This is a genomic window from Candidatus Methylopumilus planktonicus (genome assembly GCF_000981505.1).
In the GTDB taxonomy this organism is placed as follows: domain Bacteria; phylum Pseudomonadota; class Gammaproteobacteria; order Burkholderiales; family Methylophilaceae; genus Methylopumilus; species Methylopumilus planktonicus.
On the sequence record NZ_LN827929.1, the window covers coordinates 18,659 to 38,218 of the forward strand.

Annotated in this window: 18 protein-coding genes; 7 read left to right on the plus strand and 11 right to left on the minus strand. The window is 35.5% G+C overall.

Annotated features, from left to right (window positions below; translation table 11 throughout):
- From BN1208_RS00090 to BN1208_RS00105, 4 genes are all read right to left on the minus strand, one after another.
- Nucleotides 1-3,123: an efflux RND transporter permease subunit gene (locus BN1208_RS00090; RefSeq protein WP_046486575.1), complete on the minus strand. Its 3,123-nt coding sequence runs from the start codon at nt 3,121-3,123 to the stop codon at nt 1-3.
- On the minus strand, nt 3,123-4,196 hold the full coding sequence (locus BN1208_RS00095) for an efflux RND transporter periplasmic adaptor subunit (protein WP_052734585.1): 1,074 nt from the start codon (nt 4,194-4,196) through the stop codon (nt 3,123-3,125). Before BN1208_RS00095 ends, BN1208_RS00090 begins: the two co-directional genes overlap by 1 nt.
- Nucleotides 4,197-4,366: 170 nt before the next feature.
- Nucleotides 4,367-4,642 (minus strand): DUF6804 family protein, encoded by a 276-nt coding sequence (locus BN1208_RS00100; RefSeq protein ID WP_046486581.1) that lies wholly within the window; start codon nt 4,640-4,642, stop codon nt 4,367-4,369.
- Nucleotides 4,643-4,660: 18 nt separating this feature from the next.
- Complete coding sequence (locus BN1208_RS00105; RefSeq protein ID WP_046486584.1) at nt 4,661-4,999, minus strand: STAS domain-containing protein; 339 nt, start codon at nt 4,997-4,999, stop codon at nt 4,661-4,663.
- Nucleotides 5,000-5,220: 221 nt separating this feature from the next.
- Between BN1208_RS00105 and BN1208_RS00110 the strand changes: the two genes are divergently transcribed.
- Nucleotides 5,221-5,649 (plus strand): ATP-binding protein, encoded by a 429-nt coding sequence (locus tag BN1208_RS00110; RefSeq protein ID WP_046486587.1) that lies wholly within the window; start codon nt 5,221-5,223, stop codon nt 5,647-5,649.
- Here BN1208_RS00110 and BN1208_RS00115 read toward each other — a convergent pair.
- Nucleotides 5,638-7,212: a Na/Pi symporter gene (locus BN1208_RS00115; RefSeq protein WP_046486590.1), complete on the minus strand. Its 1,575-nt coding sequence runs from the start codon at nt 7,210-7,212 to the stop codon at nt 5,638-5,640. The two genes, BN1208_RS00110 and BN1208_RS00115, sit on opposite strands and share 12 nt — an antisense overlap.
- 11 nt (nt 7,213-7,223) lie before the next feature.
- On the minus strand, nt 7,224-7,904 hold the full coding sequence (locus BN1208_RS00120) for a hypothetical protein (protein ID WP_046486593.1): 681 nt from the start codon (nt 7,902-7,904) through the stop codon (nt 7,224-7,226).
- A gap of 141 nt (nt 7,905-8,045) precedes the next feature.
- On the opposite strand from BN1208_RS00120, the gene BN1208_RS00125 reads away from it, so the two are divergent.
- From BN1208_RS00125 to BN1208_RS00145, 5 genes are read left to right on the plus strand one after another with little or no spacing between them, the layout of a single operon-like run.
- Nucleotides 8,046-10,664, plus strand: coding sequence for a response regulator (locus BN1208_RS00125; RefSeq protein ID WP_052734586.1), 2,619 nt, complete (start codon nt 8,046-8,048; stop codon nt 10,662-10,664).
- Nucleotides 10,664-11,821, plus strand: coding sequence for a PP2C family protein-serine/threonine phosphatase (locus BN1208_RS07405; protein WP_046486595.1), 1,158 nt, complete (start codon nt 10,664-10,666; stop codon nt 11,819-11,821). The genes BN1208_RS00125 and BN1208_RS07405 overlap by 1 nt, the downstream gene beginning before the upstream one ends.
- Nucleotides 11,822-11,824: 3 nt before the next feature.
- Entirely contained in the window at nt 11,825-13,342 is a 1,518-nt protein-coding gene (locus tag BN1208_RS00135) for an ABC transporter substrate-binding protein/permease (protein WP_052734587.1), read from the plus strand.
- On the plus strand, nt 13,339-14,427 hold the full coding sequence (locus BN1208_RS00140) for an amino acid ABC transporter ATP-binding protein (RefSeq protein ID WP_046486598.1): 1,089 nt from the start codon (nt 13,339-13,341) through the stop codon (nt 14,425-14,427). The genes BN1208_RS00135 and BN1208_RS00140 overlap by 4 nt, the downstream gene beginning before the upstream one ends.
- Before the next feature lie 37 nt (nt 14,428-14,464).
- Nucleotides 14,465-15,253 (plus strand): transporter substrate-binding domain-containing protein, encoded by a 789-nt coding sequence (locus tag BN1208_RS00145; protein WP_046489127.1) that lies wholly within the window; start codon nt 14,465-14,467, stop codon nt 15,251-15,253.
- Between the two features lie 16 nt (nt 15,254-15,269).
- Here BN1208_RS00145 and BN1208_RS00150 read toward each other — a convergent pair whose 3' ends face one another.
- The gene (locus tag BN1208_RS00150) at nt 15,270-15,974 is read right to left on the minus strand and encodes a VIT1/CCC1 transporter family protein (protein WP_046486600.1); all 705 of its coding nucleotides are present in this window, start codon (nt 15,972-15,974) and stop codon (nt 15,270-15,272) included.
- Nucleotides 15,975-16,070: 96 nt separating this feature from the next.
- On the opposite strand from BN1208_RS00150, the gene BN1208_RS00155 reads away from it, so the two are divergent.
- Complete coding sequence (locus tag BN1208_RS00155) at nt 16,071-16,319, plus strand: hypothetical protein (RefSeq protein WP_046486603.1); 249 nt, start codon at nt 16,071-16,073, stop codon at nt 16,317-16,319.
- Between the two features lie 147 nt (nt 16,320-16,466).
- On the opposite strand, the gene BN1208_RS00160 is transcribed toward BN1208_RS00155, so the two are convergent.
- Genes BN1208_RS00160 through hemW form a run of 4 tightly spaced genes read right to left on the minus strand, consistent with a single transcriptional unit; the run spans nt 16,467 to nt 19,560 of the window.
- A complete protein-coding gene (locus BN1208_RS00160; protein ID WP_231854580.1) occupies nt 16,467-17,084 on the minus strand; it encodes a MarC family protein in 618 nt (205 codons plus the stop codon).
- Nucleotides 17,085-17,107: 23 nt separating this feature from the next.
- The gene (locus BN1208_RS00165; protein WP_046486606.1) at nt 17,108-17,959 is read right to left on the minus strand and encodes a radical SAM protein; all 852 of its coding nucleotides are present in this window, start codon (nt 17,957-17,959) and stop codon (nt 17,108-17,110) included.
- 2 nt (nt 17,960-17,961) lie between these two features.
- A complete protein-coding gene (locus BN1208_RS00170; protein WP_046486609.1) occupies nt 17,962-18,381 on the minus strand; it encodes a protein tyrosine phosphatase family protein in 420 nt (139 codons plus the stop codon).
- Nucleotides 18,382-18,390: 9 nt separating this feature from the next.
- On the minus strand, nt 18,391-19,560 hold the full coding sequence (gene hemW / locus BN1208_RS00175) for a radical SAM family heme chaperone HemW (RefSeq protein ID WP_046486612.1): 1,170 nt from the start codon (nt 19,558-19,560) through the stop codon (nt 18,391-18,393).

Genomic DNA, 19,560 nt, shown 5'->3' on the forward strand with positions numbered 1-19,560 from the left:
TTATTTTTTAAACTCTTCAGCAATTTTGATATAAGTGCCAATACGATCTTTTTGGTGTTTACTTAACCATACAAAAAATAGCGGAATAAAAATAGTCGCAATAAAAGTAGCCAAGATCATACCGCCAAAAACACCAGTCCCCATAGATTGACGTGCCGCTGCACCTGCACCCGTTGCAAAAACAAGAGGCACAATACCAAAAACGAAAGCCATCGATGTCATCACAATAGGTCTAAAACGGAGGCGCGCACCTTCAACCGCAGCCTCCATGAGGGGCATACCTTCTTCCATTTTTTGACTGGCAAATTCCACAATTAAAATTGCATTTTTAGCAGCGAGGCCAATCAAGGTGATTAAGCCAATCTGAAAATAAATATCATTTGGCATGCCGCGCACTAGAATAGCAATGAGCGCGCCAGTCATTGCAAATGGCACAGCCATAATTACTGCGAGAGGAAGTGCCCATGTTTCAAACTGTGCGGCTAAAATCAGAAATACCATAATAATGGCAAAGCCAAATGCGAAGAGCGCCGCAGAACCTGTGCGCTTTTCTTGATAGGCTTGTCCTGTCCAAGCCATTTGATAACCCTCAGGTAAACTTTCCTTCGCAATTTTTTCAACAAGTTTAATGGTGTCGCCCGAACTCACACCAGGGGCTCCTCCTGCTAAGACTTTTGCCGAGAGAAGTCCGTTAAAACGTTCGAGTTGTTCGGCACCTAAAAGACTATTGACTGTACTAATCGCTGAAAGAGGAATCATAGCGCCTGAATTTGATCTCACATACACTTTACCGAGATCATCTGGACTCATGCGATACGGCGCTTCCGCTTGAAGCTGAACGCGATAAGTTCTACCCGATTTATTAAAGTCATTAACATATAGTGAGCCCATAGTGCTTTGCAGCGTGTCATAAATACTCGAAATAGGTATGCCTAAGCTCATTGCTTTAGCTTCATCTACTTCAATAAAAAGCTGCGGTACAGTAGGCCTAAAAAAGGAATTAATGCCTATAAGGCGCGGTTCTTTTTTAAGTGCTTCAATGAACAAATTGACTGCTGCAAATAAACGTAATGGATCAGTGTCGCTCCTACTTTGGACGTAAGTTTCCATGCTACCCGAACTGCCCAATCCACGAATTGACGGGGGGTTAAATGCAATAGCAAGGCCATCGGATTGCATCATACCAATACCGATAATTTTTTTTACAATATCACTCGCGGAGCTTTCTCTTTCGGCCCAGTCTTTTAATCTAACAAAAGTTGTTGCTGCATTTGATTTGTTTCCACCACCTATCAGATCATAACCATTTATTGCAGTCTGATAGGCAACTGCAGGTTCCTTGGCAATTGAAATTCGTACGGCTTCTGTTGTTTTGGAAGTGCGACTAATTGTGGCGCCATCTGGCAACATCACGGCTGTAATAACGTATCCCTGATCTTCGGAAGGTATAAAGCTTGTAGGCGTATATTTAAAAAGACATATAGAGGCAATGACAATCCCAACAAAAACAATGCCACCAATAAAGCGGTGGTGCAATGTGCTATTAACAACCTTAATATAAAAATTGGTTAAGCGAGAAAATCCACCATTAAAGCGATCAAAAAATTTTGAATGAATAGAGTTCGGATTTAAGATAATGGCACAGAGTGCCGGCGTTAGCGTGAGGGCCACAACACCAGATATCACAACAGCAATAGCAACTGTCACAGCAAATTGGCGATAGAGCTCTCCCGCGATACCACCCATAAATGCCACAGGCACAAATACAGCACATAACACTAATACAATGGCAACGACTGCAGTAGAGACTTGCTCCATAGATTTAATAGCAGCTTGAATCGGAGAAAGTTTTTCTTCCGCCATCAAGCGTTCAATATTTTCTAAAACGACAATGGCATCATCGACCACAATACCAATAGACAAGACCATAGCGAATAGTGTCAGCGTGTTGATTGAGAAACCAAAAAGATATAGGCCTGCAAAAGTACCTATTAGAGAGATAGGCACAGCGATAATAGGAATTAAAGTTGCACGCCAGCTTTGTAAAAATAGAAACACGACAATCACTACAAGAAGCATTGCTTCACCAAGCGTTTTAAACACTTCTTTCATGGAAGCTTTTACAAAATTACTTGTGTCATAAGGAATTTCAAAATCCATCCCTTTAGGAAAGCGTCCTTTAAGTTCAGCCATTTTTTCTTTAATGCCTTTTGCTGTATCAAGAGCATTAGCGCCTGTTCGGAGGAAAATAGGAATACCTACGCCTGGTTTACCATTTAATGTTGTATTGATATCGTAGGTTTGTGCACCCAATTCGACCCGTGCAATATCTTTAAGATAAAGAATACCGTTAGGCCCTCCAGCTCTAACGATAATATTTCCAAATTCATTAGGATCAAGCAAGCGACCTTTTGCATTCACTGTATATACGAGCTGTTGGTCACTTAAAGAGGGTTCCTGACCAATTTTACCTGCCGCATATTGTGCATTTTGGCTTTGAATTGCTGCTGCAATATCAGAGGTGGTAATACCAAGTTGTGCCATTCGATCTGGTTTTAGCCAGATCCGCATAGAGTAATCGCGGGCACCAAAAATATTAGCATCACCAACACCTTTGACGCGTTTGATTTCATCTAAAACATTTAGCGTTGCATAGTTACTTAAATAAAGCGGATCAAATTGTTTGTCTTTTGACGTGAGCATCACCACCAAAAGAATGTCATTTGATTTTTTTTGTACAATCACACCTGTGCGCCTTACCATTTCTGGTAATCGAGGAGAGGCGATGTTGACACGGTTACTTACATTGAATGTAGCCTGATCAATGTTGGTGCCAATTTCAAAAGTAGCAGTAATGTTAAGTGTGCCGCTAGAGTCCGTGCTTGAATTAAAATAAAGAAGACCTTCAACGCCACTTAGCTGTTCTTCAATGGGGCCTGCAACTGTTTTCGAGAGTGTTTCGGCACTTGCACCTGGGTAGTTAGCAGTGATAATGACTGTAGGCGGTGCAATTTGTGGATATTGTGCAATGGATAATTTAAGTGCAGCTGCAATACCAGCTAGGACAATAATGATTGAGATTACCGCAGCAAAAATGGGCCGCGTAATGAAAAATTTACTCATTATTTTTTGAAGCTAGGCATGTTAGTCACAGGCATGCCAGGACGTACTTTGATAAGATTGTCGATAATGACTTTATCGCCCGCTTGAAGACCGCCTAGAATAACCCAATCTTTACCTTTCCATTGGCCAGTCACAACAGGACGGGGTGTCGCTTGACTTTTTTCATTGACCACAAATACAAATTTACCTTGGTCGGAATTAAGAACCGCTAACTGAGGCAATAAAAAAACACCATCTTTTTTACCTGTATTCACACGGACACGTACGAATTGGCCAGGTAAAATTTGACGCTCGTTATTTTCAAATGTTGCCCGGAGTTCTTGAGTGCCAAGTGACGGATTGATTTCGCTTGCGGCAAAGTTTATTTTGCCTTTTTTCGGGTATTCATTTCCACCAGAAAGGATCATTGAAACTTCTTGAATGTTTTTTTCATTTAATGCACCACCCAATTGTTTAAGTTCATTATCCGAAAAACTAAAACGCACCCAAATTGGATTTACTTGAGCTAATGTCGTAAGTAGACTTGTATTAGCAGAAATAAGTGCACCCTCAGAAAATTGAAAGCGACCTGAAATACCATCGACAGGTGCGGTGACATTAGTATAAGAAAGATTGAGTTCAGCCTGTCTTAAATTTGCTCGGCTTTGGGCAAGAGCCGCAACACTAATCGACTCATCTGATGTTGCATTATCAAATTCACGCTGACTAATTGATTGGGATTCAATCAAACTTTCTAAACGTTTTTTTTCTCGCTTAGCTTGTTCAGCTCGAGCAAGATTCTGATTGTATTGAGCACGCGCTTGATTTAAGGCTATTTTGTATGGCTCGGGATCAATGGTAAATAAGGTTTGACCGGCTTTAACTGGGGAACCTTCATTGTATTTTCGTTTTAATAAAATACCGCCAACACGAGGCCTAATTTCGACTTCTTTAGCACCTTCTGTTTGGCCTACTGCTTCAGCTGTAATAGGGACACTCGAAGGCGTCACTTCAAGCATGGTTACAGGCATTACAAAATTAGGTGGCATGCCACTTTGCTCAGGGGGTTTATGGCAGCCAACCAAGAAAAGCATTAGAAAAGGGAAGAGTAAAATAGATCTTAATGACAGGAAATGGCTTAACAACTGAAACCTCAACTTAAAAAATATGGATATAAGAAATGTATCTTAAATGTGACTATATTTTACTCTGAAACAGGGATGCGAGGGGTTAAACCCAAGTTTTTAAAGCTTAGATATTAAATCTAGCTCTTAAATTTTGTAGATAAATAAATGAGGTAAGCACCAATGATGATATCAAGAAAAATCCATACCATTATTGGGAAGTAAAATGGAATGAAAGGATTATCTATAATTAAGACGCCAATTAAAAAAGCAATATGAGGTGTATTAAGCTTTACCCATTTGTTAAGCAAAATAAATCCGACACCAATGAAAACAATAACTCTAAAATAATCATAAAAACTTTCAGGCAATGGAAAGGCTGCAACAAAATAGAGCAAGGCAATAACCCTTTCCATAAATATTATTTTTTTACATTACTTAACATAATCAATAGCAGCTTCTAATGTGCCGAAACTTGGAATAATTTTATCTAATCCAGAAATGGTAATAACCATATTTACATCAGGCTGAGTTCCAAATAATGCAAACTTACCTTTGCGGGCATTAATTGCTTTAACGTTAGATATTAAGAGTCTTATACCAATTGAAGATATATAAGGTACGTTTGACATATCTGCAACAACAGACATTCTTGGAGATGCTGTCATACCAGAAAATTTCGTTTCTATTTGTCCAACACCTTCAATATCAAGTCGTCCTGATAATAATATTTTTGTAATCGAGCCATCGATTTGTTCTTCACTAATTTCCATATAATCACCTTTTAAGTTATAAAGTTTTGTTATGTAATAATTATAAAAGTCATAATTTTTAATGCGTTAAATTAGGCTAATAGCCTAATAAATTAAAGATAGCTTAAACAAGAAAATAACACAATTTATCTATAAATTCGATGTTATATTTGCAACATTAACTAAAAAATAATAATAAAATAAGTTTTATGTCATAAATTTATAATACTTTTTAAGTTAGCATGGGCTTAAATAATATGAATGCACTAAAGATAAATTTAACTAAAAATATTTCCGACCTCACTATTTTAGTTACTAAGCTCGAGCAATTTTTTCAAGAAAATAATACTCCTAGTATTTCAATGCCGATGACTTTGATTTTGGAAGAGCTTTATACAAATACGATTACGCACGGCGCTTCTGATGGCCGGGATGTTTTCATAGAAATCAATTTGGGTATTGATAAAGATGAATTGATTATGACTTATAAAGATAATGGTATTCCATTTAATGTCCTTGAGCTTCCAGAGCCCGACTTGAATGCATCAATAGAGAACAGAGAGGTTGGAGGCCTTGGCGTTCATTATGTAAAGGCTCTTACGGATTCAGTTGAGTATGAGTATGTAGAAAAGCATAATGTACTAAAAATGAAGAAAAAATTAAGCGGCTAGTCTTGCAGCCTGAATTCTACGAACCAGCCAAATAATTCTCTCAAATGAACTCGTAGAAACGAAGAGCATCTGTCTTTCTTCTAAACTAATTGATTGATCATTCAGTAAAGAATCTCGAATTTTTTCCATAAGATCACTGCGGTCCGAAGTTAAACTTACAAGCAATTCGTCGTCATTATCTTTCGTAACCAGAGACTCATTAAGTAAAGTTAAGATGAGATGAAGGCTCTCTACCATTGAGCTCGCAAGCCCCTTTTGAAAATTATGAGTGGCCTCAATATTTTGTTCAAAACTATAGAGCCCATTAACAAGAGAAATAATGTCTTCATTTCTGCTTTGAATCAAAAATAAGTTCTCAGTATTAGTGTCATTTTTATTTAAAGAGGCAGCTTCAGAGATAAATAATTTTGTTTTAGTTAATAAGTCTAAAGTTAACTCATGTCTTGTATTTAATTGAATAGTTACATCTCTCTCATGCTCAATTCTTACTGGCTCAAGATAATCGACTAGGCTCTCAATGAGTCTATTTTGCTCTTTCGACACCAATATTAAAGCTGTTTCAGTATTATCAGAAGATTCGGGATATATAAAATGTAGCTTAAATAAATTCTCTTCTTCAGATTCGGGGCTAAGATAATTAAGTAACAAAATAATCTTATTTTGAAATAAAGCCACTACGAGGCCGCCGGATAATTGCAAAGCCAAATAGACTAAAGACAACATCAAAGATGAGTTGATTGTTAAATGGATAGCATTAAAAACTCCAAAGAGTTTGGAGGAATCTAACCAAGTTAGCGGATAGAGGACTAAACTCCCCAAAAGTTTTGAAAGAAAGCAATAAATAGCGATCTGTTTTTTTTTGCCTTCCAGATGAGAAGCGAAAAATAAGACACTTAATCCAGATCCAATATTGGCCCCAAAAACTAAAATCAAAGCTTCATTAAAATGTATGATGCCGGCCATATTTAATGCAACAGCAAGAATGGCAACACTTGAAGATGATTGCACTATCAATGCAGAAAATATTCCAATCAATAAACCTATCAAACTTGACTCAGCTGAAAATATAAAAAACTCTCTGGCCCAAGTCGACGTGTTTAAAATATGTCCTGTTTCTTTAATGAGGCTTAGTCCAAATAAAAGTAAGCCAAAGGCAAGGAATACAGCTGCAAGTTGTTTGGCTTTGATATCTTTAGTTAGATTAAGGAGATGCATCAATCCAACGATCCCAAGTGAAAAGAAACTAGCAGTTTTTATATCAATTGACACTAAAAAAACTAGCAATGCTGTTCCTGATCCTGACCAGGCAACCATTGCTAATGCTCGATTGATAGTCAAGGCTCCAGAATTTAAAAGCCCTAAACATAAAAAAGTTGCTGCACTAGTACTTTGAGTGATGACGCCTAAAAACGATCCAGTGAGTGCACTTGATAATGGCCCGCGAGTAAAATTGATTAATATAGAACGCAATTTACCAGAAAAAATAGGTTGCATACTGGCAGAAAGATAATGTAACCCAGTAAAAAAGAAACCAAGTCCAGCCAAGAATGAAATGATTTGCATAATACTAAATTCTATTCAGAGGAAACTCTAAGTGCTTTAAATAAGTTGATAAAAGATAAAAATAAGGCAAATAAGATAACTAAGATTAAAAATTGTCTTAATTCATAATAGCGAATTTCAAAATCATTTTTGACTTTTACTTGCAGTGCGACATATATTTCAATAATTTCGTGATTCATAATAAATAATTTGTTTTCAATATTTTTAGTTAAACCTATAGTTTTTTTGTCTAATAAAACTCCTTCCGTTAATGAAAGAGATTCATATGCTCTCAAGAGATCTCTATATCGATTTATGATAATTAAAGAATCTTTTTTTAGATTATCAATATCTTTTAGAGCCAAGAGTGGGATTTTATTATCGCTTTCTATGCTTTCTATGTTTTCTTGAAATGCTAATACTTTTATCTCAAACAAACGCTTATATTTAATTTTTGTTTCTTTATCGCGGGCACGAATAATAAGATTTTTCCATTCTTGATCTACTGATTTTAAATTAAGTTGTGCTAGTGATAGTTGTTCAGAAATATTCTTTAGCACATTTACTTTTAATAAACTTTGATTGTATTCACGCTCCATCTTCCATAAAGCAAAAAGTGAAGCGATGCCCATCACAACTATTAAAAATATAATTGTGATGGTAGATGAAATTAGTTTTTGTCGAAACAGCGTTTTATTCTTTAGTTGATCCAATTCAAGCACCTTATTGTGTAATTAGTTTATTGATTAAAAGCCAAGCTTTTAGGAACTTATAGTAATATTAAATTATGTAACACTATTAATGGTTACATTTGTTAATTGTTACATTTGTATGACATAAATTTAGAGAAAACTATGGCAAGTATCGAACAAGCGCAAAAACTTATCTTAGAGCTTTTAAAGGATTTTGAAGAAGACACTTTAGAAATTTTAAGACATAGCCCAGTAGCTGTGAGGATCATGAGAGTATCTGATCGCCAAATTACTTTTGCCAACCCTCGATATATGGAAATGTTTAAGGTCAAAGAAAAGGATCTTCAAACTCTAACCCCTCTTCAGGTATATCAGCACAAAGATGACTTTGAGGCGCTCAGTATTCGGATAAATGCTCATGAAATTATTGTAGATGAGGTGTTGGCAATGAAAACCCTGGCTGGGGATTTACTACAAGTTATGGGGTCATTTCATCACATGAAATATCTTGATCAAGAAGTTGTTGTCGCTTGGTTTTACGATGTGACAGCAGCTCACCAGGCAAAACAACTTGCTGAAGATGCGGCAAAAATGAAAAGTGAATTTTTAGCTAACATGAGCCATGAAATTAGAACTCCTATGAACGGAGTTATAGGAATGGCTCATTTAGCCCTAAAGACAGACTTAAATCCAAGGCAACGAGATTATGTGCTTAAGATTCAGCAGGCAGGCAAACATCTTTTAGGCATTATTAATGATATTTTAGATTTTTCTAAGATTGAAGCAGGCAAGGTAACTATAGAAGAAGTAAGTTTTGATATTGATGAAATGATGTCAAATATATCAAGCATGATTAGCCAAAAATGTTCAGAAAAAAATTTAGAACTTATTTTTAAATTGCCTGGTGATCTTCCTCACAAAATTATTGGGGACCCTTTAAGGCTCTCCCAAATTCTTATTAACTATGGAAATAATGCGATTAAATTCACAGAAAAAGGTGAAGTAATAATTTCGGCAGACATTCTTGAACAAGATGAAGAAACTATTTTTCTAAAATTTAATGTTTCTGATACAGGCATTGGATTAACGCCAGAACAAAAAGGGAAATTATTTCAGTCATTTCAGCAAGCTGATACTTCGACCTCGCGTAAATTTGGTGGCACCGGTTTAGGACTTGCCATATCAAAACAGTTAACCAATCTGATGGGGGGCGACGTAGGTGTTGATAGTGAATTTGGTAAAGGTAGTACATTTTGGTTTACGGCTAAATTTAAACTTGACAAAACTATAACAAAAAGAGTTTTCTTTAAAGAGGATTTAAGTAGTAAATCTGTTTTGGTGATTGATGACAACGAGCCTGCAAGATTAATTATTGAAGATATGTTAATTGCAATGTCACTTAAGGTAGCAGCAGTAGAATCCGCAGAAAAAGGTTTGCAAGCAATTATTGACGCGGATAAACAAGGCGCCCCTTTTGATATGATCTTTGTTGATTGGCACATGCCACCTGGAATGAACGGCATTGAGTTTGTAAAAGCATTGAAAAAATTAATTATTAACAAAAAACCACCATGTGTTCTCGTAACAGGATATGCAAAAGATGATGTAATGAATGATGCAACGATTGCGGGTATAGAGCATGTGATTGCTAAACCAATTAATGCCTCTTTACTTTTCGAAACTATCTTAAGTACTTTCAATTTAGAAGCTCCAGAACATAATGTACAAAAAAGCTATAGCAACCATACAAAAATAGATCTTAATAGTCTTAAGGGTTCAAGAATACTTCTTGCGGAAGATAATTTACTCAATCAGCAGATTGCAACTGAGATATTAGAAGACGAAGGTTTTATTGTAGAAATAGCAAACAATGGCGAAGAAGCGGTCAATATGGCGAATCAATCTCAATACGATGTTGTATTAATGGACATGCAAATGCCCGTTATGGATGGACTTGAAGCAACAAAAACAATTCGCCAAAAATTTTCTAATAATGATTTACCTATTTTAGCCATGACAGCTAACGCATCTGATGCAGACAGAGATAAGTGTTTAGAAGCGGGGATGGACGCGCATATTACGAAGCCTATTGATCCAAATTTATTGTTTGCTGGACTAGCTAAATGGATTAAGGGAAAAAATTCAAATCTAATAAATGATGAAAAGACCGTAATCAGCGCAAAAGAAGAAATAAAGGTTCCAGAAATTAATGGGGTAGATTCTCGTTTGGGGCTTCAAGTTGCGGCAGGGAAAGTTTCTCTCTATATAAAAATGCTAAAAACATTTTCTACTGATCAAATAAATGCAGTGAGTGATATTAAAAGAGCCCTAGATATAAGTGATTATTTAACAGCTCAAAGAGTAGCTCACACTCTCAAAGGAACATGTGGCAGCATAGGCGCAAATGAAATACAAAAAAAAGCAGGTGAAGTTGAAGGTCAATGTCTGGACAAAATACCAGTTGAGAAAATTATTAAAAATCTTGACCTAATTCAGCCTAAATTAATAAGCATTATTGATAGCATTAAAAAAACTTTGCCCGAGGATAAAAAATTAATTTCAACAACAATCCTTGACGATAGCCAAATTAAATCATTAATTAATAAATTATCAGAATTATTAGCAAACGACGATACTGAAGCAAATGATTTGCTTGAAAAGTCACAAGACGTTTTTATCCAATATTTTGGTAAAGAAATGTTTAGTAAAATTTCTGATGCAGTACAAAATTTTGATTTCGAATCAGCATTAAATTTAGCAAATGAAAAGTTAATTAAATAATGATTACAAAACCAACTATATTGGTGGTAGATGATACGCCTGCTAATCTTCAGTTAATGAGCGGGCTCCTTCAGGATGACTACAAGGTAAAAGCAGCAACAAGCGGTGAAAAAGCCTTAAAAATTGCTTTTACAGATCCTCAGCTAGATCTTATTTTATTAGATATCATGATGCCAGAAATGGATGGTTATGAAGTTTGTAAGCGGCTTAAGGCAGATGAAAAAACTAATCAAATACCTATTATATTTCTAACCGCCAAAGCGGAAACCCAAGATGAAGCTTTGGGTCTTTCATTAGGGGCTGTCGATTACATTACAAAACCTGTAAGCCCTCCCATTGCTATAGCTAGAATAAAAACGCATATTGAACTTTATCGCCAAAAAAGAGAATTAATTGAAAGCCAGCGATTACTTGCAGAAGAAATTAATGAGGCAGCTATCTATATTAGGAGTTTATTGCCATTACCATTAGAAGGAAAAGTGAAAACTTCTTGGCAACATATCCCGTGTTCATCTCTTGGAGGTGATGCTCTTGGATATCACTGGATTGATGAAGAGCACTTAGGTATATATTTAGTGGATGTTTGTGGTCATGGCGTGGGAGCCGCAATCTTATGCATATCTGCTATCAATGCAATTCGTTCACAATCTCTCACAGATACAAATTTTAAGAGTCCAGCATCTGTTTTAAAGGGCTTAAATGAAGCCTTTCCCATGGAACATCAGAATAATAAATATTTTACTATCTGGTATGGCGTCTATCGTAAGAAAAATCATGAATTAATTTTTTCAAGTGCTGGCCATCCCCATGCAATTTTATTTACGGGAAGTGATTTAAATAATAAAACACTTCAAACCTTAACTTCTGGAGGATTGGCAATTGGTATGATGGGAGATATCATTTTTAATGAAACTATTGTGCCATTAAATAATTTCAATAAGCTTTATGTGTTTAGTGATGGAGTTTACGAAATTACACAAAAAGATGGCAAAGAAATGAACTTAGATGACTATACCCAGCTTATGAAAGAGTATTTTAGTGATTTGGGATTGCTTGAATCAGAAAAAGTTTTAGAAAAAATTAAAAGCTTAAAAAATGAAATCGGACCATTTGATGATGATTTCTCCCTCGTTGAATTAATTATTAACGCTACTTAAAATATGATAAAAATATTTTTACTTATTTTTTATTTCCTTCTTCCTTTGCAAGCTAACGCGAATGAAGAAATGCAGCCTATTACTAATCTCGAAGATCTTAAAAATAAAAAAATTGGAGTGATGCTGGGATCAACGCATGATGCATTTGCTCACAAACAATATCCTGAAGCAGATATCTTGCAATATAAAAGTCCTGCCGATGTATTGCTAGGGGTGAAATCAGGAAAAGTTGATGTGGGTATTTACAACAGTGTTTCACTCACAGAGATATTAAAACTAAATCCTGACTTAGGTGTAATAGACAAGCCTTTTGAATTTAGCCCTGTAGGTTTTGGTTTTAACAAAAAAAATGTCGAGTTACATGCGCAATTTAATACTTTCTTTCAAACTATCAAAGATAGCGGTGTCTATGCAGACATGATTGAAAGATGGACTAAAAAAGGCATTACTGATATGCCTAAAATAGATACTCCAAATAAAAATGGTTTATTAGTGGCAGGACATATAAGTGACGGTGGACTTCCATTTGTTACCTTGCGAAATAATGAAAATATTGGTTTGAACATTGAACTTGCCAAAAGATTTGCAGCGTACCTAGGCAAAGATATTAGATTTGATGATATGGAGTTTGGAGGTCTTATTCCTTCTCTTAATACGGGGAAGATTGATTTTATTGCTGTTACTTTGATGTTTACAGAGGAGCGAAAGCAAAAAATTAACTTCGGCGAACCTTATTATGAAATTGGGATGAGTGCTTTTGCACTCAAAAAAAATATTGCTGCCTTTAAGCAAGAAAAAAAGAATGATTCAACCGCGCCAACATTTTTACAAGAGTTGGTAAATAACTTTCAAAGTAATTTAATTCAAGAAAAGCGTTATTTACTTCTTTGGGATGGATTAAAAACTACAATAATTATTTCAATTTTAGCTACAATTTTTGGTACTTTTTTGGGAGGTTTAATTTGCTTCTTAAGGATGTCTAACAATAAATTCTTAAATATTCCTGCGAAGATATATATCAGCATTTTAAGAGGTACTCCAGTTCTTGTAATATTGATGATTATATTTTATGTGGTTTTTGCATCAGTAAATGTTAGTCCTATTTTTGTGGCAACCATTGCATTTGGGATGAATTGTGGTGCATATGCTGCTGAAATCTTTAGAAGTGGTATCGAGGGAATAGAAAAAGGCCAAACTGAAGCGGGTATTGCCATGGGCTTTAATAAAATAAAAACCTTCATTTATATTATTCTTCCCCAAACTGTCAGAAGAATTCTTCCCATTTATAAAGGTGAAATTATCACATTAGTCAAAATGACCTCTATTGTTGGTTATATTGCGGTCCAAGACTTAACTAAAGCGAGCGATATTATTAGAAGCCGAACATTCGACGCATTTTTCCCATTAATAATGATTGCGATTTTGTATTTCCTAATCTCATTAATTCTCATCCAGTTTTTGGATTATCTGGAAAAAATTACAGATCCAAAATATAAACGTAAAGTTAGAACAAAATCATGATTAAAGTTGAAAATCTTTCTAAAAAATATGGCGATCTAGTTGTATTGAAAAATATTTCTACAGAAATTAAAAAAGGCGAGGTTGTCTCGATTATAGGACCTTCCGGCACTGGGAAAAGTACTTTTCTTCGATGTCTTAATCTTCTCGATGAGCCAAGTAGTGGAAGTATTTTTATTGATGGCGAAAATATTTTAGATAAAAAAGTTGATGTATCAAAAATACGTCAAAAAATGAATATGGTATTTCAATCATTTAATTTATTTTCTCATCTGTCTGTTTTAGAAAATCTCACTTTAGGACCCATCAAACTTAAGGGGATATCTAAAGAAGAAGCAGAAAATAAATCGATGGACCTATTAAGGCTAGTTGGTCTCGCTGAAAAAGCAGACAATTATCCAGACGAGCTTTCCGGCGGTCAAAAGCAGCGTGTGGCAATTGCTCGATGTCTTGCAATGGAGCCAGAAATTATTTTATTTGATGAGCCAACCTCAGCCCTTGATCCAACTATGGTAAGCGAAGTGCTATCAGTTATTCGCCGTTTAGCCAAAGAAGGTATGACAATGGCTATCGTTACACATGAGATGGCATTCGCGAGGGACGTTTCAAATCGAGTATTTTATATGGATCAGGGCCTTATTTACGAGGAAGGTTCACCAAAGCAAATTTTTGATGCACCGAAAAAAGATAGAACTAAAGCATTTATTAATCGTATTAGAAATTTTGTATTTCAAATAAAGACACAAGATTTTGATTTTTATGCCCTTAATGGTGAAATCGAAGGCTTTTGTGAAAAACAATTAATTTCAAAATTAATGCGAGCTAATTTACTTCGAGTAGTTGAGGAGTTGCTCATTCTATACAAACCTTTTTTAAACAAAATTGAATTGGAACTTGAAATTGCTCATTCTGAAAAAACGAATCAACTTTCATTAATTTGCCAAACCAAAGGTAAGAAATTTAATCCATTAGACAATAAAGATTTAGAGGATGATATTGGATTAAAAATTATTTGTAAATTTACTGAGGTTGTTGAGTTCAAATGGGCAGATAATCAAAATAGACTAGAGCTATTATTTATAAATTAAAGTAATAAATCGATTATTGATTCATAGAGGGCAAATCATGAGTAAGCAATTTAAAGTATTAATTTTTTTTATGTTTGCATTATTTTTATCCGCAATAGTAGCTGGGTGCAGCGATAAAGAAAAAGTTGTTTTTACTAATATTAAGCAATTAAATGATAAAGAATTTGGAATTCCTACAGGGACAGTCGCTGATAAGCTTGTATTATCAGTATTTCCAAATGCAAAATTTCAATATTACAATTCAGTTCTTGATGCGGCCATTGCTGTTAAACAAGGAAAAGTTGATGCTGCAGCCTATGATGAGCCAATATTAAGGAATATAGCAGCAAAAAATCCTGGTTTAACTGTACTTTCTGAAATGATCACCAAGGATGATTACGGATTTGCTGTTCGGTTAGAAGACGGCGATTTAAAAAAAACGATCGATGATGTTGTTAAAGGCTTAAAAACAAGTGGTGATTATGAGCTGATGCTTAAGCGTTGGTTGCCAAAAGAAGGGCAGCCCAAAGCAACGCCCCTAATAGAAACAGGCAATAATGGTTCATTGAGGTTTGGCACTTCATCAGTGACCGAACCTTTTTCATTTGTTGATGAATCTCAGAAAGTGGTAGGCATGGATATAGAAATTGCATCACTGGTAGCTAAAAAACTTAATAAAAAATTAGAAATAGTTAATATGGAATTTGGCTCATTGATTCCAGCATTAGCCTCAAAGAAAGTAGATATGATTGGCGCATGCATAACTATTACTGAAGAACGATCAAAAAAAGTGTTATTTTCCAGCCCATATTACACAGGTGGAATTGCTGCAATTGTAAAAAAATAATTTTTTAATTAATTATCTAAGAAAATAGATGAGCTAAGCCAAAAGCAGCCGAAGAAGCTAAGGCACCAATCACAAGTGTTTGCATCGCTGAACGTCCTTGATTCACCCCTGTAAAGCGACCTTTAATCCAACCAAAAAGTACGAGTGCAATACCTGTTGCTATGGCTGACATTTTTAGAGCAGGCATGATGTCAGATATAAAGATATAAGGCATCAAGGGAATGAGCCCCCCTATAATATAAGCGATTGCAATAGTAGCCGCGCTAGTCACTGCTCTTTTCGGATCAGGTCTTTCTAAATTTAATTCAAATTTCATCATGAATTTTAGCCAGCGTTCACGATTAGAAGTGATGGACTTAACGACTGCTTTAAGCGCGCTCCCTTTGAGTCCATATTCTGAAAGTATTTCCTGGACTTCTAAAATTTCATGCTCACGCAAATGCTTAATTTCATGGGCTTCACGTTTTAATTCAGAATCGTAATGTTCAATATCTGTTTTTCCAGCAAGATAGCCACCCAAGCCCATCGCAATGGAGCCAGCCGCAACTTCAGCTAAGCCAGCTGTAACAATAATCGCTGATGAATCAACAGCTGCAGATAAGCCTGCAGCAAGAGCAAATGGAACAGTCAGTCCGTCCGCCATGCCAATGACAATATCGCGGACTACTGCAGTTGAGGTAAAGTGTGTTTCAGAGTGATCTGAATGATGGTCGTTTGACATGAATATCTCTTTAAATTTTATGTTAATTTAAGTAAAAAATACTATATATTAGATTTTTTGTAATTTAAACATTTTTAAATATCTAAGGGCTCAAAAATGAAACAATGTAATTACAATATATTAGCTTTATTAGTCTTTGCTTTGTCTTTTTCTTACGTTCCAACTGCAGCATATGAATATCACTGTGTCTATGACGGCGTGACAACTTTTAATGTGCCTATCTTTATATTCCAACAAGTTTTTTTAGCTACAATTCTTTTCATCATTAGTCGTTATGGTTTTAGAGATGGCAAAATGGTTTGCTGGGCAGCATGTGGAACTAAAAAGAGTAAAAAGAAAAAATAGTTAATCAAGTTTAGCTTTATGTTTTGACAGCCTTTTAAACTTTGTTTTATCTTTTTCCACTTTAGGCTTAAAAGGCAAGTCAGCACGGAAAAGAGCGTAATGTGTCTGAGAGCGCAACTTAAGTTTACGAATTTGCTTCATAAAGCATTACGCAATAATATCTAATACGCCCCGTGTAATAAACTCAATCGCCATGGAACCTAAAAGTAAGCCCATGACACGGGTAACTATTTTAGTCCCTACATCACCAATCACTTTAGAGATGTTTTCAGCAAAACTTAAAGTAAGCCAAATTGTTAAAGACACGAAAATACATGGCAGCACTAGAAAAGATAGATTTACAAAATTAGGGGCCTGGTGAGCAGCAATAATCATATTACTAATTGCGCCGGGCCCTGCTAAGAGCGGAATACTAAGTGGGACAAAGGCAATTAATTCTTTTTCTGACTTATTATTTTGTGTAGATTCCATAACTTGATTTCGTCCTAACATCATGTATATGGCCATGATCAGAAGAAGTATACCGCCGCAAATCTGAAAACTTGGCATAGAAATGCCAAAGATATTTAAGATTTTATCTCCGAGAAAAAGTGAAACTACAAGAATGATAAAGACAGTTAAAGCTGTCATCTTGGCTACATTTTTTTTATTAATCTTTTTATGTTGACTCGTTAAACTCAAGTAAATCGGTAAGCAGCCTGGGGGGTCAACAATTGCTATCATAGCGATTGTCGTTTTTATTATAAAAGTCCATTCAATCATCATAAATTTCCAAAGGTTAAAAAGTTTTAATAACTCACTGTTGATTCGATACCATTATTATGAAGCTGGTCTGCAATATTCTCTAATACATTAATATTTACTCTACCAAGACGGTAAGCTTCTGGCTGCATGGATGGTCTCGCAATTCCATACAAATGAACACCTTTGATACTCTTCTTGGCGCTATCAATAAGTTTAATATATGCGTCAATTTCCTTATTATTAGGTTCTTTATTGTCGATGGTAAAAATACATGTTTGAACGAATGTAGGACATATTTCACTACAACGTTTTAATCGATCAATCGCTTGTTGTGGTTTTATATTAACTTGATTAATTACTTTAGTATTCTCTTCTAGCGCAGCATCGACCTTAAACCAGACTTCCCCGTTCATTTTTGCAAGCACTTGAATACCTTCAAGCACAGATTCTTTGTGCATTAAACTTCCATTAGTAATCAAACGAATTTTAATCTTATGAAGTAAGTTAAATTCTTCCAGTATCTTTTTAACAATTAAAATAACTTGTGGAAATTCTTCCGCACTTGTAGGCTCTCCATTGCCTGAAAAAGCAATGTCTTTTAAATGACGATCCTCAATTGCTACATTTTTCTCCATGTAATCGCCGTGAATAATTTCATGAAGAAAAAAACGTAGTTCATCTTCAAGCACATCGAGCTCAATAGGAGGAGGTGAGCCACGGGTAAGATTTGGAATTTCACAATAAATGCATTGCCAATTACAAGCATTATTTACATTTAAGTTAACACCAATCGACAAGCCGCCAGCACGTCTTGAAATAACAGAATAAATATATTTAAGACCACTTAATTCCCGGCTGTGATCATGAATACTCAGATACTGTTTAGATACGTCCATATCTATTTAAGGGAGTTGAGACGGTCTTTTAATGGAGATAAGTCATAGCCCGCAATCTGGGTTTTGCTTAAAATTTCATCAATAGGCAAGGTTTTTGCATGTGAAAGCGCCCAAAGCATTGAACATCTTGTGCCAGTTCGGCAATAAGCAAAGATAGGCTTTTGAGCCAACTCAAAAGAGCTGCCAAATTGAGCAATATCATCATCTGAAATTTGCCCACCAATTACAGGCTGATGGATGGCTTTGATACCTAAATTTTGAGCTTCTTTTTCAATGACTGAAAAAGCTAGCTGTCCTTCGGATTCCTGGTCAGGGCGATTACAAAAAATAGTTTTGTAGCCTTGCGCTTGAATTTCTTTTAAGTCTTCAATCGTGATTTGATCAGAGACGGTAAGTTCGGTATTTATTTTTGCAAATTTCATAATTTCATTCTACTTTAAAAAAATACTCAATAGGTCATTTAAGAATCGCTGACCTAAAAGCGTTGGTTTAATCATTTCATGATCCATGGTAATCAGTTTTATATCTATCGCAGCTTTGAGTTCTTTATCGATAGCTGAAATATTTAAACCCGTTTTATCTTCGAAGCTTTGAATACTAAACCCATCGATAAGACGTAAGTGGTTCATCATAAATTCAAAAGCCAAATCACTTTCATGAATGATTGTTTCTGATTCAATCATATGTTGTGTGACTACTTTTTCCATATATTGTTTCGGATTTTTATAGCGACTCTCGCGACTCATCTTGTCATGAAAGGTAAGTTTGCTATGCGCACCTGCGCCTATACCAAGATAATCGCCAAACTGCCAATAATTAAGATTATGTTGGCATTGTGATTTAGGTTTTGCAAAAGCAGAGGTTTCGTAATGCTGGAAGCCATGCTGGCTTAAAATACCTTCAATAGTTTCTTGCATTTCTGCACTCTCATCATCGAGCGGTAATTTGGGTGGGTGTTTAAAAAAGAATGTATTAGGCTCAATCGTTAAATGATAAAAAGATAGGTGCTGTGTATAAAAAGATGTCGCAGTTTTAGCATCGTCTATCGCTTCATCCAATGTTTGGTGAGGTAATGCATACATTAAATCTAAATTCACTTCATCAAAATGACGCATGGCAATTTCAATGCCTTTTTTGGCTTCACTGCTATCGTGGATACGACCTAATGCTTTGAGATGGACATCATTAAATGATTGAATACCTAAAGATACTCTTGTGACGCCAGCTTCTTTATAGCTTTCAAAATGATTGCTATCAATCGCGCCTGGATTAGCTTCAAGTGTAATTTCGCCATCATACAAAATAGGCGTCAGCGCACGAACCTGACTTAAAATTTTCTGAATAGCTTTTCCACTAAAAAGACTGGGTGTGCCACCCCCAAAAAAAATGGAATGAATTTTTCTACCCCAAATTTTAGGTAATGAATATTCAAGATCCTTGATAAGTGCATCCACATACATGGATTCTAAATCAGTAAAGTTTTGAGCTTCCTTATGTTCGTGCGAATTAAAATCACAATAGGGACATTTTTTGACACACCAAGGGATGTGAATGTAAAGCGAGAGTGGGGGTGGCATGGCGAGTCTTGATGTTTGACTCAT

Coding starts and splice junctions, on each gene's coding strand:
- BN1208_RS00090 (WP_046486575.1), bottom strand. CDS start 3,123: ATGAGTAAATTTTTCATTACGCGGCCCATTTTTGCTGCGGTAATCTCA.
- BN1208_RS00095 (WP_052734585.1), bottom strand. CDS start 4,196: ATGCTTTTCTTGGTTGGCTGCCATAAACCCCCTGAGCAAAGTGGCATG.
- BN1208_RS00100 (WP_046486581.1), bottom strand. CDS start 4,642: ATGGAAAGGGTTATTGCCTTGCTCTATTTTGTTGCAGCCTTTCCATTG.
- BN1208_RS00105 (WP_046486584.1), bottom strand. CDS start 4,999: ATGGAAATTAGTGAAGAACAAATCGATGGCTCGATTACAAAAATATTA.
- BN1208_RS00110 (WP_046486587.1), top strand. CDS start 5,221: ATGGGCTTAAATAATATGAATGCACTAAAGATAAATTTAACTAAAAAT.
- BN1208_RS00115 (WP_046486590.1), bottom strand. CDS start 7,212: ATGCAAATCATTTCATTCTTGGCTGGACTTGGTTTCTTTTTTACTGGG.
- BN1208_RS00125 (WP_052734586.1), top strand. CDS start 8,046: ATGGCAAGTATCGAACAAGCGCAAAAACTTATCTTAGAGCTTTTAAAG.
- BN1208_RS07405 (WP_046486595.1), top strand. CDS start 10,664: ATGATTACAAAACCAACTATATTGGTGGTAGATGATACGCCTGCTAAT.
- BN1208_RS00135 (WP_052734587.1), top strand. CDS start 11,825: ATGATAAAAATATTTTTACTTATTTTTTATTTCCTTCTTCCTTTGCAA.
- BN1208_RS00140 (WP_046486598.1), top strand. CDS start 13,339: ATGATTAAAGTTGAAAATCTTTCTAAAAAATATGGCGATCTAGTTGTA.
- BN1208_RS00145 (WP_046489127.1), top strand. CDS start 14,465: ATGAGTAAGCAATTTAAAGTATTAATTTTTTTTATGTTTGCATTATTT.
- BN1208_RS00150 (WP_046486600.1), bottom strand. CDS start 15,974: ATGTCAAACGACCATCATTCAGATCACTCTGAAACACACTTTACCTCA.
- BN1208_RS00155 (WP_046486603.1), top strand. CDS start 16,071: ATGAAACAATGTAATTACAATATATTAGCTTTATTAGTCTTTGCTTTG.
- BN1208_RS00160 (WP_231854580.1), bottom strand. CDS start 17,084: ATGATGATTGAATGGACTTTTATAATAAAAACGACAATCGCTATGATA.
- BN1208_RS00165 (WP_046486606.1), bottom strand. CDS start 17,959: ATGGACGTATCTAAACAGTATCTGAGTATTCATGATCACAGCCGGGAA.
- BN1208_RS00170 (WP_046486609.1), bottom strand. CDS start 18,381: ATGAAATTTGCAAAAATAAATACCGAACTTACCGTCTCTGATCAAATC.
- hemW (WP_046486612.1), bottom strand. CDS start 19,560: ATGAGTCAAACATCAAGACTCGCCATGCCACCCCCACTCTCGCTTTAC.